The following is a 13,659-nucleotide window of genomic DNA, read 5'->3' as shown; positions in this document are numbered from 1 at the left end:
AGGAGGGGCAGATGGTAGATGGGGTGATTTTCGATGCCTTCGGTACGCTTCTTGAGATTCGGAACCGGCAGAGCCCCTATAGACGGCTTCTGCGCCTAGGCTCACAGCAAGGGCGCGTGGCGTCACCCGATGACATCCGCTGGATCATGACCAACGCCTGTGGGTTGCAGGAGGCTGCTGATTTTTTTGGAATCAAGCTGTCCTCCGCTCAACTCGCTGAGCTCCAGAGTTCCCTCGACGTTGAAATTCAATCGATCACACCCTTTGAAGATGCGCTGCCAGCTATCGAGCTGCTGCGAAATCGAAAAGTAAGAATCGGTGTGTGCTCGAATTTGGGCGGCCCTTATTGCTCGGTAGTCAGAAATTTGCTGCCGGGGCTTGATGGCTATGCGCTCAGTGCCGAGGTAGGTCTGATGAAACCTGATGCGGCCATGTACCAACACATCTGCACCCAGCTTGATGTTGTCCCCAGTCGCGAGCCAGGGTTGAACGGGTCTCAAGTCATGATGATCGGAGATTCCAGACGCTGTGATGCTGAAGGGCCCAGGGCGGCTGGTCTCGAAGGTTATCATTTGGATCGAAGCGGAGCGGGGCGCTTCAGTAACCTGCTTGAATTCGTTGCAGGTATCAATCTCAGCAAAGCTTGATGTCTATAGGCAGCCCTTCGCATTCGATCTCCGAAGCGAGTGTGAGAGCACCAGGCGGCTGACATGGCCTGCAGAAGCTACTCGCCGTCTTCACGAACGAGGAGCGGCCATTCGCTTAATCCCTGCCATCAGAGATCGGCCTTGTGAGGGAAAGCACCCGTGGACAAAGCTTGAATCGTCGTCTGTGTGCCCGAACTCGACTGGAGTACATTTGTGCTCCTACCTGTGCCAGGTAACCAACAGATCGTCTCTGGCTTGTCCCGCAGCGGGCCGCTCAGCGCGAATAGGGCATCTAGAGTCAGCATCCGGATGACGTAGCGCTGTGGTTGATGCTGTCTATGAGGCCTCAATTCATGCGCGTAACCTTCACCGCCACACTACGGGGGTTGCTTGTGTTCAACCACGTGGCTATGTTGATTGAGTGGTAAATAAGAGAATCCTTATGGACGATCAATCATCTACGAAGCACGCAAACGTAACGATCAGGATGAAGGCGCAGATTGCTGAAATCCTGCTCGGCATGTTCACCGCTGAGCTGCAGAGTAAAGACCAGGACAATGTCTTCATAGGCGATGCTGAGTATGGGATTGCAAATCGCTTACCCGCAGATAGCGAACCCATCATCATCCACAGTGGCTTTGGGTCGGGGAAAACGATTTTAGGTTCTGTCTTGATCAATGCTTTAACCAAAGCATTGGATGAGGTCGAGCAAGCGCGCAAGGCATTGGACTTCATTGCCTCGTACTGCCTACTTATCGGATTCACGCCCGCTCTTCAAAAAGAGTTTAAGTACTGGCTCGAAGTTTTGGCATCTGCCCGGGCCACCGTGGCGAAGCTCCTTATCCTCTTTGCCTATTCTCGGTGCTCCTTCCTGGAGCTTCCGCTGTTCGCTGATGGCCCTGAGCTCAACGGCTACAAGCACCGCCTTCGCTAACTCTTCCTTCGAATTTTTCATTTTCCTTGTTCGATTGGGAGATTACTCGTGCCTGAGAAAAAGTGCTGTGCCGGCTTCAAGTGCCGGCATACGGGCAAGCAGAGCCGTGCGGTACTCGCTTCGCCTTCGAAACCAAACCCAAACCCTGAGAAGCCTGAGAAGCCTGAGAAGCCTGAGAAGCCTGAAACGCCTGAGAGGTGGTGGGTCACCCGGTGGCTCGATATTCTGAAAATCTTGATTGGCCTTGCCAACTTGATCCTCGGACTGTTCAAGCACTGATAGCATGGCCCCCACCTTTGCGGTGGGGGCATTCTACTCCGAAGCGAATGACTCCACCCTCATACGCGTCAAATCAGCGCCCCGGTGATCCCCAGCTGCTCTGGAAGCTCGGCCCATCCGATATGGGAGGCTGGGTTGGTCGACTGATTTGAATCGTAACCGGGATCGGGAAATCCACACCCACCATCGCTACCTCACCCTGCTTTAGGTTTGGCAGGAATGCTGCAGCGGAGCGATCGATCTCCCCGCAGGCTCGTTCAACGACTTCGCGGTCACGGTCGTTCGTAAGCCGGTGGACGAGCAGGGTACCCATCTGACTGAGCACGCCTTCGGTTATATCGCGTGGTCGCTGGGTCGCCAGGCAAATGTTCAGCCCGTATTTTCGACCCTCCTTCGCGATCAGTTCGAAAGCATCCAGATTCTGTAGGTCATCCTCGTTACCGACGGTTTTGCCTAGGAAATTATGGGCCTCGTCTAGGATGGTGATTAGCGGCCTCGTCCTGAAAACCTCAGCCCGGGCTCGCTGCAGTAGAAGTCTGCCGATAACGTTGGCCACTACCTCACGGGCGTTGAACTCGTATCCAATTGAGCTCAAGCAGACCCTAAACAGCTTCTTGTCGCCACGAATGAAACTGTCCAGTTGATCTACGAAACTGGAAATGCCGGCAGCGGGACTGAAGACGCAGCCCAGCGACGGCGATTCCATCACGCCGAGGATGCGGGTCATCAGGGATGAGCAATGTGAAATCTCGTTACTCGCACCCCCGAAACGCTCTGGATCGTTGAAAGCGGTCGGGTAGCAGCACTCCTGCACTAACTGAGATACCAGCTTGCGAGGGTTGAACGGCGTGGTTGGATTTCCTACCAGGCTTGCGTTGTTGTCTCTGTTCATTGCCTCGCGATAGACCTCTTTCGATTGGTCTACCTTCCAGACGATGTGCCTTGGGAACAGGTCAGGTGCGAGATGTACGAGTCGGAGGCTTTTGATCGCTTCCCTCAGCTTCGGCCCTTGCGTCTTCCCTGATGGCTGGAAGAGGGCAATGAAGTCGGACTCGGTGAAGCTAGTCGGGGGAATCGCGACTTCTACAGAGCCTTCAGCCCGGTGGAGAGGGCTGCCAAGGTGGCAATGAACCGTGTCATCGCCAACGAGCGAGCGGTACTCGCCCGTCGCATCGATCAGTACTACTTTGGCTGAGAAACGACGACACTCCTCGATTAGCTTGGATGTCGTCCAGCTCTTGCCGCCGCCTGTGGAGCCCAGGATTGCGCAGTGCCGTCCAAATATCTTTTCGGGAGTGACGGCAATAGGAAATCCGCCATCCCCGGCAACGTGACCAAGGTTCAACGCTACCTCAGGTGGCGCACCGTCCACCCCCGTTGAAGTCAACAAAGGGATCTGGGAAATAAACTCTCCAGGGGCGGAATAGACCCGATCGCCAAGCCGTGGGTATGAGCTCACTCCCGCTGTGACTCGCAATGATTGCGGGTTTACTGAGCCCAATAGGCGTATGAAGCCGATCGCATCAATTTGGCGGCTGCCTGCAAAGTCTTGGGAAATCTCCGAGCGATCCCTGTCAGGCAGTGTCACCTCGGTTATGCGCCCGAGAAGCACGGCTTGCTGGCCTTCAATGAGCACGAGCTCGCCCACTTCACCTTTGCCGTACCGGTTGTGTCCCAAGTACTGGCCGCTCACGTTGCCGGCATGTGCCAGGTTGGTCTTTACCAGGTGGGCGCTCACACTCGAAACCACGCCAATTTTGAGATTGCTAGCAAGAATTCCGTCGAGAGCACTCATGCGTTGTGGCCCCCCAGGCGTCTGACGGCATTCGCCAACTGCTCTGCGGGAGAGGCTGTTCTCAGGTGCGGAATGTGGCTGACCAGATCGCTGAACGAGCCACTGATGAAGTGGATGTCCAGGCCACGCTTGGCGAGGTCATGGAATCTGCCCCAATAGTCGCTTGAGCCATGATACCCCCGATTATGCAGGTGCGTGATGCATTGGAAATCGCAGAGTATGAGTTTCAGGCTCGGGTTGGATTGGATCGCTGAAAAGATTGGCTCGGAGAGGTGATCATCGTTGAAGCCGAAGCCCGCCACGATGAGGCAACTGTTAGGCTGACGCAGAAATTCCAGGTAGCGCGACAGAAGCTCCAGGTGAGGCTGCAGGAATGCCTGCTGGTATTTGCCTTTGGCAGGGTAGATGAGGCACGCGTTCGCAGGGGTAGGCGCTGTGTCCTCGTAGATGTCCTTTTCCTCTCTGCTCCAGCTGACTGATCCATGCAACTTCAATAGCTGGAACACACCTTCGGCGAACTCATGACCTTCCGCCTCTCGCCTGACGATGTCGTAGCTAAAATGCTTGCCATCGAACCGCCGCCTACGGGTGTAGGAGAAACCATCGATGGCCATCATGCCGAGGTCGGAGGCTGCTGTCTCAAAGCACATGTCATAGTTTGTGGTGAAGACCTTCAGGCGAGGATCTCGGACTCGTCGTCTCGCCAGCTTCTGCAGCAACTGCCTGTATGCCGAAATATCGGCGGTCGGGGCCCTCAGAAATGCAGAGCATGCGTCCAGGATGACTGCTTTGACCTCGCTGACGAACTCTTCGACAGTCGCGTCTTTGTTGAAGGCGAGATAGGCGTCGCACTGTGAAAGGAAATGCTCGATGTTTGGATTGGTGGTTTCTTTGTAGTGCACCACATCCATCACGCGTGCTGCCGCTTCGGTAGGATCCCCTGAGCCAGGTGTGCACATCGAGCGCTTCCACAGATCCCACATGCTTGGCCCACCTGGAGCCCCTAAAGACGTTCCACTTCCTGCCAAGAAGCCGAGATTGGGAACTTGCAATGCCGCAGCGAGCATGTCCGACAGAGCTGTGCGGTTGGAGACGATCCTCGCTGGATCAGATGGTGGAGCGCCCTTGAGGATGATGTGGGCGTGTTCATTCAATGGCGCCCAATCAGAAGCCCCTGGTGCCAGGTAGGCCTGAAGGCCCTTACGGTTGGCATCAAGCTCCACAGGTTTGTCAGCAGCGGGCGAGGGTACTACGGCATCTTCAGAAGGGGTGACGGCTGGCGGGGCGTTTTCGTTGGACATCAACACGATCCTTGAAGGTGTGGCGTATCCCGATGGCGTCCTATGGGCCAATCGAGTGCGCGTGATGAAACCTATAGGCAATGCGGTCTTGGCATAATGCCATCAGCGTTATGGCGCCGGTAGTGGAGTAGGAGGCTGAACCTAGTTAAATAGTTACAAGACTCATCGCCTAGCCGGAGACTGGAAGAGAGCTGCACTGCTATCGGAAAGTAAAACCAATATGTCGAGGTGCAGGGTGCGCTGTCGATGGTTCGAGCGAGTTTGTACGGCTTACCAGAGCTCCGACATGGTGAATACAGCGGAGATTTTTGAATGAGTACCACAGCTAATGCTGTCATGCGCAGCACCCTCAGATCGAGTAATGAACCACCAAATCCTCTCGTGACTGAAATTCTCCAGTCTCGTTCTCGGTTGACATATCCTTAAATCTGCATAAAATTCGAGTTGACACTTTTCCCGTTTTGCAGACTTTTGGAGAGGCGGCCTGATGCATGTGACACAACATCCGAGTCATTTCGAGCCCAGGCTGCTGCCTGAGTATGTGGGTCGTTTCTGCCAGGAGGTCGCTGATGTGGCATACAGCGCACTGGAGGATTCCAGCAGTCCTTATGACACCAATTACACGCGAGGCACGATGCTGTTCGGCAGGCAGCAAGGGCTTTGCCAGGTGCTAGCTGCCGACAAGTCGATGCCTTGGCTGCAGTTACGTAACGCGACGCTGGATTTCACTGTCTCATTGAACAATGTGTTGCTGCAGATCGTCACCGATAACCCGCTCGACATCAAAAAGGCTTACCGGATCAAGCCGAACCCCCTTGAGCAGCATCAGCTTTCGCTATTCGAAAAGTCGCCGGAGATTTGCACATGGCGCGTCTACGTCTCCAGTAACAACGACCCTGAATTTCCGAAGGTTGAAGTGGCTATCGTCGGCTTCGACGTGAATCACAATGTGATTTGCCTGTGGAAGCATGACGAGCGCTCGATGCTGTCGGTCAGAGCGACTGAGCAGCATGCTGCGGTGGATGTACCGGAGGCAGAAGTGCAGCGCAAGCGCAAAGACATTGATAGAAAGGCCACTGACGATGACGAACCCGTAGATGGATGACAGAACACAACAGCTTGCTTTTGAAGCTGAGTTTTCACCTGACAAGTTGAGGCTAGCTCGATGCGCTGCTGGCTTGTCGCTTGCAGAGCTGGGCGATCTGCTCGGGGTAAGCCGACAGTACGCTCACAAGCTAGAGATAAATTCCATTCCGAATCCCGCCCAGATCCAGGTGCTGACCAAGGCCTTAGGAGTGACGGAAGACTTTTTGTCGAGCCCGCGCCGAGGTTCTGTAGAACTGGAACAGTGCCATTTTCGCAGCTTGCGATCGTCGACGCAGACGATCAAAAAGAGCATTGCTTCCCAGGTGGAGCTCTTTGAGCTTTTGGTCAATGAGCTTGAGCAGGAAGTGGATTTCCCTCCCGTGGGTTTCAACCCCTTTGAGTTGCCGCTTACCAGTGATGACGTCATTGAGAAGGCTGCTGAGGGTTTTCGTAGAGAGCTTTCCATAGGCATAGGCCCGATTGGCAATGTTACCCGGTTGGCGGAGATGGCAGGTGTCTTGGTGGTGAGCCTTGCTGATGCGGATGATCGTGTAGATGCATTCTCCCTGTTCAACAAGCGCCCTCTGATCGTGCGCAATACTGCCAAAGAAAATCCTTGCCGGCATCGATTCGATATTGCCCATGAGCTTGGTCATCTGGTGATGCACCAGGGTATTGAAACAGGTTGCCGAACGACTGAGGCCCAGGCCAATCAGTTCGCTAGCGCGCTGCTCATGCCACGGGCGAGCTTCGGTGGTGAGTTCCCATCCATGCGTGGGCAGTACCTGAACTGGACGTCGCTTGGGGCGCTCAAGCTGCGATGGAAAGTCAGCTTTAAGGCGATTATCTATCGTGCGCAGACTCTCAATTTGATTACTCAAGATCAAGCCCGGTCGGGTTTCACCTATCTCAGCCGCAATGGCTTCACCAAGCGGGAAGAACTCGACGAGCAGATCGAGATGGAAGCGCCGACGTTGGTTCAGAGGGCGGTAGATCTGCTTGATCATGCGAGCTGGAGAACAATCCTGAAGAACTCTGGGCTAACAGATGCCCTGGTCATGGAGCGCTTCATGCTTAGGGTGCCCGCAGCACCATTGGCCTTGGTGAAATAGTCCAGCGCTGCAGCCCACGACAGCGCGCCGATTTCCGAAATGGCTGTGGGTGGGGGCGGAAGAACCCGCCGACTGCGTTCACCCGTTTTTGCTTACCTATTCACGCATAGGAATTGTTTGATGGCACGTAGCAAATCCCAATCTGGCGCCAACAGCGTCGCTCCGAAACTTCAGCTGTCTCCAGCACAGATGGAGAGGGGAATTGAACGCTTGCAGGAGCGCATCAGCGACCTCGAAGCTTTTGACGTTTCGCAGCTCAACGAGGACGGGGACTCGCCAAGGCTCGTAGCATTGTCGACGTCAATTGAAGATACTTTGGATAGGTGCTTCGGCCTAAATACGGCGATCTACTTTCGTTTTTCATCTGCCGCTCAGCTGCATTTCTCTCCAGGCTTTTACTCTGAGGATTATCCCCGCAGGCACCATTACGTCCAAGGGACAAAGGACAACATTGCTCAGTCCATCTCTTTGCTGGGTGAGGCACAGCGGACGCTGAGAGAAGACTTATCCGACCATGAGCAAGCTCCGGTCACCCACGCCGCAAATGGTGCGTTGAAGGGTTCAGGCGAGCTATCCCGCAAGGTGTTCATCGTGCATGGTCATGATGAAGGGGCTCGTGAGACGCTGGCGCGTTTTCTCGAGCGACTTGGCTTCCAATCCATCATTTTGCACGAGCAAGCGAATCAGGGAAGGACAGTTATCGAGAAGGTGGAGGCACACGGTGATGTTGGATTTGCTGTAGTGCTGCTCACCCCGGACGATGAAGGTTGCATGAAAGGGGGAGCACCAGAACCCCGCGCTCGCCAGAATGTGTTGCTGGAGTTGGGCTACTTTCTGGGCCGCCTAGGCCGCCAAAAGGTTTGCGCTCTCAAGCGCGGAACTGTGGAAATTCCGAGTGACTTTGCTGGTGTGGTGTGGGAGTCGATGGATAAGGATGGCTGGAAGCAGGCGCTGGGGCGGGAACTGGAAGCTGCTGGTCATGAAATTGATTGGAACAAGGTCATGCGTGCGTGAGTGGGCCTAGCCATCCCGCATGGAGATTGGCTAGCGTTTACTGAGTATGCCTCTAGTGAAGGGGACTCTCTATTCGTACAGCCGCTTTGTTGAGGGTCTTCTATGGAAATGACTTACCTGGGACGGTATGCGCTGACATTTGATGCCGTGACCTTTGCCATCCGGTGCCCAGAGAACACATCCAGGTTTTCTGGGTTAGCGACATCTCGAGCTCCGAAGCTCTACGTGATCAGTGTTGAGGGGCATTCCTATCCCGTCTACGTTGGAATCAGCAAGCAATCGATGAGCAATCGTCTAAGGATCGGATGGGCAGCCAATGGCAAGAACGGATATCACGGGTACGCCTGGCGTCGTCATTTTTCGGCTGCGACGATGGACATTTGGTGCCACGTTAATGCGATTGATGGGGATTGTCTCGACATCGAAACCGTGGAGGCCGAGCTGGTTTATCTGATTCGTCAGGCAGGTCAATGGCCCGCCTACCAAACAGAAATCCATTTCCATCGATCCACTGAGATGCATCGTCAAGTGGCTGCAACAATCGGAGCCCGCTTTGGTCTGGGTCTAGAGCTTGAGGAGTCTGAACTGCGTGCTACCTGAGCGCACAGTGTAGACCTTCACAGGTGACTTCACCTTGATGAGGGCCCTTACTCACGTTAATCAGACGTAACTTTCTCCAGACTCCAAATGTCGTGAGCCTAAGGAAGGAGGGCTGATTTGGGGCGCTATCACAGAATGTGATCGCTTCGTCATTGCCACTTTCAAGCATGAAGTGGGGAGGGTGAGCTTACGGTCGTTTCTCACAAAAAGGGGCTTGATGCCTTGGCGCCAGGCGCCTCAGGAAGGCGCCGGAATTGCGATGGTCACGAGTCAGGTATAAGTCGAAAGCAGTGTTCGCAAGAAGTCTTGCCGACGGTGCACGCTACTGAGGATATTGCAGTCGCGTTCTCCGTCATGGCAGAGATGGCCCGTTTCGACTAGGCCGATGATGTAACCCTCAGCCTTCCCTCGGGCCTCGCGCAGGTCTTGCTCCGTCGTGCTTTTGGGATGTCGTCAACCAGACGTTTCCAGCGCTCAGCTTGGCGTTTACCAGCAGGGTCGGAGGAGAAAGTAGGAGCGTGAAGCAGTGACTCGTAATAACTGGGGGCAGCTAGCGTGCTCAAGCGGATGTTCCAGGAATTGAACTTGAGGCAGGGTATCATGCGTACACTCAACCGCCTGTTATTGCCCAGCCAGGGGCAGGCTACCCGAATCTGGCCGGTCGACGCTGAGCATTAAGTTGCGGTGCCCGGCTAGGTTGAGGTCGGAAAGGTGCGACTCACGGTCGTAGAGGGTGGCGGAGGTGCTGAATGAAGGTCGTACAAGCAAGTAAGCCCGATGTGGTCGCCGACGTGATATGCGATGTCTGCGGCATGCCTACGCGAGAAGGCGAAGGCGAGCTTCAGTAAGGGAAGATGCAAGCGTCATTGGGTAGGGGGTCAAGGCAAGCCTACCGCGGCGCTAATGAACAGCTGTCACCACGGCCTTCAATCCTGGATAGCGCAATGACCCTATATGTGGCATATAGCCGCTATTGAGGTGTCGCGTATGCACATAAGGTGTGAACGTGGGCGATCGTATCGACGGTGAGTGCATTATTGCGCTGCACGACAGGCCAGGAAGCAGGGTAAGCAGATGTTTGGGAGAATCGTGCGCGGCGCCAGTCGCTGTTGGTGGGCGCTTGTCGCTGGTGGAAGGGCAACACGACGTTCGTTCATAGCATGGCGTAGTGAAGACGACCGCTTCTTCGAGCCGTTGACCCCAGTCCTGGTAGAGGACGATAGGGTAGAGAGGTACGAGCGGGAGCTCTTGCGGGCACTGCAGAACGACGAAGTGCTTAACATTGCCATTACTGGTGGCTATGGAGCAGGTAAGAGCAGTGTTCTGAAGACATTCTTCGAGCATCACCGCAGCTTCAAATTCACCTTCGTCTCGTTGGCAACGTTCACAAAGGCAAATGTTCCTACGACCGTCTCGCCAAACTCAATTGGTGAGTCATCGGAGTCCCCGACTCGCGGTACTGCCGCCCCTGTTGTGGCCAGCCCTGAGGGGGAGGCGGGGGACGACTTGATCAACCGGATCGAGGAGACCATCGTCCAGCAACTGCTGTATGCAGTACAGGCGAAGAAGCTCCCTAAAACCCGGCTCAAGCGTATTTCTCAAGCGTCTACATTACGGGTTTGTTGGCGCACCCTATGCGTGGCAGCAATTGGGGTTTGTGCACTGCGGCTGGGCGCACCTAAGTTGCAGACCCTTTCCGAGGTAGCAAAGGATTGGGCGCTTAAAGGGCTGATGTGGATTCCCGAACTGGTCGCTCTGGGTGTTGTTGCAGCAGGGTGTGTGTGGGCCCTGTACTCAGGCTTGAAGCTGCTCTCGCTTTTCAGCATCGATGGCCTGACGCTCAAAGGCGGCAAGCTGGAGGCGACGCATCATGGCTCGGTGTTGCACAAGAACATCGATGAGATCATCTACTGCTTCGAGCAAAGTGACATCGACGTCGTGGTGATTGAAGATCTGGACAGGTTTGACATCCAGGAGATCTTCTTCAGGCTTCGTGAGATCAACTTCATCATTCGGCAATCCCCGCAGATCAAGCGTCCTATCCATTTCATCTATGCGCTGCGGGATGAGATGTTTACCGTCACGGACAAGACGAAATTCTTCGACTTGATCATCCCCGTCATCCCGGTCGTGAACTCGGAAAACTCACGGGAAAAACTGATCGAGCTGCTCGATCAGCGTCACGTGAAGGGCCAGCCTCTCAGTGCCGGGTTGTCGCCAAAATTGATCGAGACGGTTGGGTACCACGTCGACGAAATGCGACTGATCAAGAACATCGTAAATGAGTTCGACATCTACGCGAACATTCTCGCCAATGACGGCCTGGCGCTTGAACCTGACAAGCTTTTCGCAATGGTGGCTCTGAGGAATCTTCACCCGGACGTGTACTCGGATCTGCTCAAGCGCAAAGGGCTGGTCTATGAAGCAATCGAAGGCTACCCCGCATGGGTAAAATCGGAGGCTCAGCAGTATCAGGACGTAATTGCAGAACTGAGGGAGCGCCGATCAGCGCGCGAGGCAGAGATCGCTACAGATGTTGAGAGTCTCCGTGCATGCGTCTGGTTTGAGCTAATTCGCAAGGGCAACCTCAAGCACGCCAATACGTTGTGGCTGGAAGACGGTAGCGAAATCTCATTGATGGAATTTGTCGAAGACCAGGTGTTTGACCAAGTGATTCGTCAGAGGCACGTCGCGCCCCAGTTCTATTCCAGAGGTTATGGAACTCAGAGAGCAGATGCGCTGAGCCCTGCCACAGTGCTGCAGGAGCTGTCGTACTCCGAGCGCGTTGAAGCTCTGGAAAGCACAGTCCATGACATTGACGAGCAGATAGCAGATGCCATGAGAGAGGTCACGAAGCTGAAGACTATGCCCTTCAGAGAGGCCTGTAAGAACGGCTATGGTGACTCATTCAGTGCTCGTCTCAATGGCTACGAGCTGATCATTTTCTTGTTGCGCAGAGGCAAGCTTGATACTGATTACACGGACTACCTAGGCTATTTCTACGAAGGCTCCCTGACCCAGTCAGACAAGATGCTTACGATGGCCCTAGCCCGGGGTGAAATGCTCGACGTTGCCACCCCAATCCGCAATCCAGAACGCGTCGCGAGTAAGCTGGACTTTGACTCGGTTGATAAGGGCAAGGGGCTGCTAGTCCACTTGATGGCAGAGCTCGTTCGCGCTCGCCAGGATGACGCTGAGTCGAGGAAAGAAAAGCTGGCGCTAATTCTCAGAAGCGGACTGGAGCATATGGGGCGCCTCGCTGAAGTGGTCGAGCTGCTGCCGGAGGAGGCGAAGAGCGCATTCACCAGAGCAATGTTCAAATATCATCCCGTTCTCATCAATGAGCTTTTGACATACGACCAGGCAAACCTTGTTCGTGAAGACTTGGTGGTAATGGTGCTTGATAGCTTGTCCGGTGAGCAGCTGACACAGCTACAAGGTCGCAGTGACTCGCTGATCACAACCATCAACGGCCTGCACGATGTCTCCAAGCTGATCCCCGGCCTTACATCTGGCCAGATGGGATGGACTTGGCTCAGAGAAAAGCCAGCGCAGTTCTGGAATGTCAGCCAATCAGCTACTGCGGAAGATATCAGGGCGCTGGTTCAGTGGGGTTGCCTCAGTCCTACGCTGCCAATGTTGAAACTGCTATGTAGCGTTTTGGAGCCTGGAACAGAGGCTGGTGTCGTTTCGCATCATCGCATCAGCCAGTTTGGCATCGAGGGGTTCGAGGATTTGATCCAGCAGTCACCCTCAGAGTACGTGAGCGGATTGCTGAGTCAGGAGGGTATCCTCGATGAGACAGAAAGCTCACTGCTGAGCTTGCTGGCGCTTCTGGAAGGTAGCGAAGACAGGCATGCGCTTCAGCTAGCGCTCATACGTCGCAGCACTTGCTTGTTGACCGACCTTGGCAAACTCCCTCGTGAGCTCTGGGTCGGTGCGATGGAGTCTGGACGTTTGTGCAACGTTGGCGACACCGTATGGACGTTCTTCGACACCGTGATTCTCGCAACCGACAGCGCGTCCCGTGAGCCTGTTGAGTCTGAACCTGGGGATCTGAGTGGAGCTGCACTCCCGGCATTTTTCGCCTTCGTTAAACGCACATCTGCGACGCTTGCTAAGGAACTCTGGGGGGGCGAAAGCGAGGAGGAGCTACAGGTCTACTTCATTCAACATGAGCAGATCGCCAATGAGACGCTGAACTCGCTGTTTTCCTCGATTGTCCTGAACCCCTCGGTTTTGACGAATAGCTCCGTCCCTGCAAGACGGTGGGTCTCCTTTGCTAACGCCTCTTTCGTCCCATTCAGCTCAGAAATCAGAGAGCTGATTGCCCAAAATGATCCATCTGTAGAGGCGCGCTACATCGCTCACCATTGGAACCAAGCCCGGGCGACCCTCAGTTTGTCTACGCTCCCGATCGGTCTTGTGACGTCTCTCAGTCGCGCGGGTGTCGCGTCGCTGGCGGATACCATGACGATGTGGCAGGGCGTCACCGTCGACATGTTCAGCACGTGGGAGGGCTCGATAGAGGAATTGAGCAATGCTTGTGTACGTGCAAACAGGGAGCAAGGCACATTCCCAACCAGCTACCTACCTGTGATGCTCCATTGCATGACGGACACCTCCATGAGCGCCTCAAAGCGGACAGACATGATCATTCAGGTGCTTCAGATGGGTTGCAGTTGGGCTGACATAGCCGTGGTACTCCCATTATTAGGGGAGGAATACGGCGCACTCGTTGAGAAGAAGCGTGCTCACCTATCAACGTCTACGGATGACCGAAGGCTAGTAGAAGCCTTAAGACGGCGAGGGTTTGTCGGGGTGGTGAGGTTCGAGGCCAAGCGTACAGTGGTCTTCAGCAAGCGGAACCAGATGGCCTAACCTCAATTGA

9 protein-coding genes are annotated in these 13,659 nt (G+C 54.8%); 7 read left to right on the top strand and 2 right to left on the bottom strand.

Going from position 1 to position 13,659, the window contains the following annotated elements; all coding sequences use genetic code 11:
* Nucleotides 1-11 precede the first annotated feature (11 nt).
* Together CAF79_RS01780 and CAF79_RS01775 are read left to right on the top strand one after the other, a co-directional pair.
* Nucleotides 12-647 carry an HAD family hydrolase gene (locus tag CAF79_RS01780; protein WP_085696158.1) on the top strand — a complete coding sequence of 212 codons (636 nt, stop codon included), beginning with the start codon at nt 12-14 and terminating at the stop codon, nt 645-647.
* Between the two features lie 442 nt (nt 648-1,089).
* On the top strand, nt 1,090-1,581 hold the full coding sequence (locus CAF79_RS01775) for a hypothetical protein (RefSeq protein ID WP_085696157.1): 492 nt from the start codon (nt 1,090-1,092) through the stop codon (nt 1,579-1,581).
* 352 nt (nt 1,582-1,933) lie between these two features.
* Here the strand turns inward: CAF79_RS01775 and CAF79_RS01765 are convergent, their stop codons facing one another.
* Together CAF79_RS01765 and CAF79_RS01760 are read right to left on the bottom strand one after the other, a co-directional pair.
* A complete protein-coding gene (locus CAF79_RS01765) occupies nt 1,934-3,655 on the bottom strand; it encodes an ATP-binding protein (RefSeq protein ID WP_085696155.1) in 1,722 nt (573 codons plus the stop codon).
* Entirely contained in the window at nt 3,652-4,956 is a 1,305-nt protein-coding gene (locus CAF79_RS01760) for an SIR2 family protein (protein WP_170929681.1), read from the bottom strand. Before CAF79_RS01760 ends, CAF79_RS01765 begins: the two co-directional genes overlap by 4 nt.
* 487 nt (nt 4,957-5,443) lie before the next feature.
* Here CAF79_RS01760 and CAF79_RS01755 point away from each other — a divergent pair, with 487 nt between their 5' ends.
* The 5 genes from CAF79_RS01755 to CAF79_RS01730 all read left to right on the top strand — a co-directional run bounded on the left by CAF79_RS01755 (nt 5,444) and on the right by CAF79_RS01730 (nt 13,649).
* Nucleotides 5,444-6,061, top strand: coding sequence for a hypothetical protein (locus CAF79_RS01755; RefSeq protein ID WP_085696154.1), 618 nt, complete (start codon nt 5,444-5,446; stop codon nt 6,059-6,061).
* A complete protein-coding gene (locus tag CAF79_RS01750; RefSeq protein WP_085696153.1) occupies nt 6,054-7,154 on the top strand; it encodes an XRE family transcriptional regulator in 1,101 nt (366 codons plus the stop codon). Before CAF79_RS01755 ends, CAF79_RS01750 begins: the two co-directional genes overlap by 8 nt.
* Before the next feature lie 120 nt (nt 7,155-7,274).
* Nucleotides 7,275-8,168 carry a TIR domain-containing protein gene (locus CAF79_RS01745; RefSeq protein WP_085696152.1) on the top strand — a complete coding sequence of 298 codons (894 nt, stop codon included), beginning with the start codon at nt 7,275-7,277 and terminating at the stop codon, nt 8,166-8,168.
* A gap of 102 nt (nt 8,169-8,270) precedes the next feature.
* The gene (locus tag CAF79_RS01740; RefSeq protein ID WP_085696151.1) at nt 8,271-8,768 is read left to right on the top strand and encodes a hypothetical protein; all 498 of its coding nucleotides are present in this window, start codon (nt 8,271-8,273) and stop codon (nt 8,766-8,768) included.
* A gap of 1,074 nt (nt 8,769-9,842) precedes the next feature.
* The gene (locus CAF79_RS01730; protein ID WP_085696150.1) at nt 9,843-13,649 is read left to right on the top strand and encodes a hypothetical protein; all 3,807 of its coding nucleotides are present in this window, start codon (nt 9,843-9,845) and stop codon (nt 13,647-13,649) included.
* Nucleotides 13,650-13,659 lie beyond the last annotated feature (10 nt).

The sequence above is a fragment of the Pseudomonas sp. B26(2017) genome (assembly GCF_002113045.1).
Lineage (GTDB): Bacteria > Pseudomonadota > Gammaproteobacteria > Pseudomonadales > Pseudomonadaceae > Aquipseudomonas.
The sequence above is the reverse complement of the archived record's forward strand: the minus strand, read 5'-3'. Positions and strand labels throughout refer to the sequence as shown.

Bases quoted from the DNA above. Each gene is read 5' to 3' on its own strand.
- CAF79_RS01780 (WP_085696158.1), top strand. From the start codon at position 12: ATGGTAGATGGGGTGATTTTCGATGCCTTCGGTACGCTTCTTGAGATT.
- CAF79_RS01775 (WP_085696157.1), top strand. From the start codon at position 1,090: ATGGACGATCAATCATCTACGAAGCACGCAAACGTAACGATCAGGATG.
- CAF79_RS01750 (WP_085696153.1), top strand. From the start codon at position 6,054: ATGGATGACAGAACACAACAGCTTGCTTTTGAAGCTGAGTTTTCACCT.
- CAF79_RS01730 (WP_085696150.1), top strand. From the start codon at position 9,843: ATGTTTGGGAGAATCGTGCGCGGCGCCAGTCGCTGTTGGTGGGCGCTT.
- CAF79_RS01765 (WP_085696155.1), bottom strand. From the start codon at position 3,655: ATGAGTGCTCTCGACGGAATTCTTGCTAGCAATCTCAAAATTGGCGTG.
- CAF79_RS01740 (WP_085696151.1), top strand. From the start codon at position 8,271: ATGGAAATGACTTACCTGGGACGGTATGCGCTGACATTTGATGCCGTG.
- CAF79_RS01745 (WP_085696152.1), top strand. From the start codon at position 7,275: ATGGCACGTAGCAAATCCCAATCTGGCGCCAACAGCGTCGCTCCGAAA.
- CAF79_RS01755 (WP_085696154.1), top strand. From the start codon at position 5,444: ATGCATGTGACACAACATCCGAGTCATTTCGAGCCCAGGCTGCTGCCT.
- CAF79_RS01760 (WP_170929681.1), bottom strand. From the start codon at position 4,956: ATGTCCAACGAAAACGCCCCGCCAGCCGTCACCCCTTCTGAAGATGCC.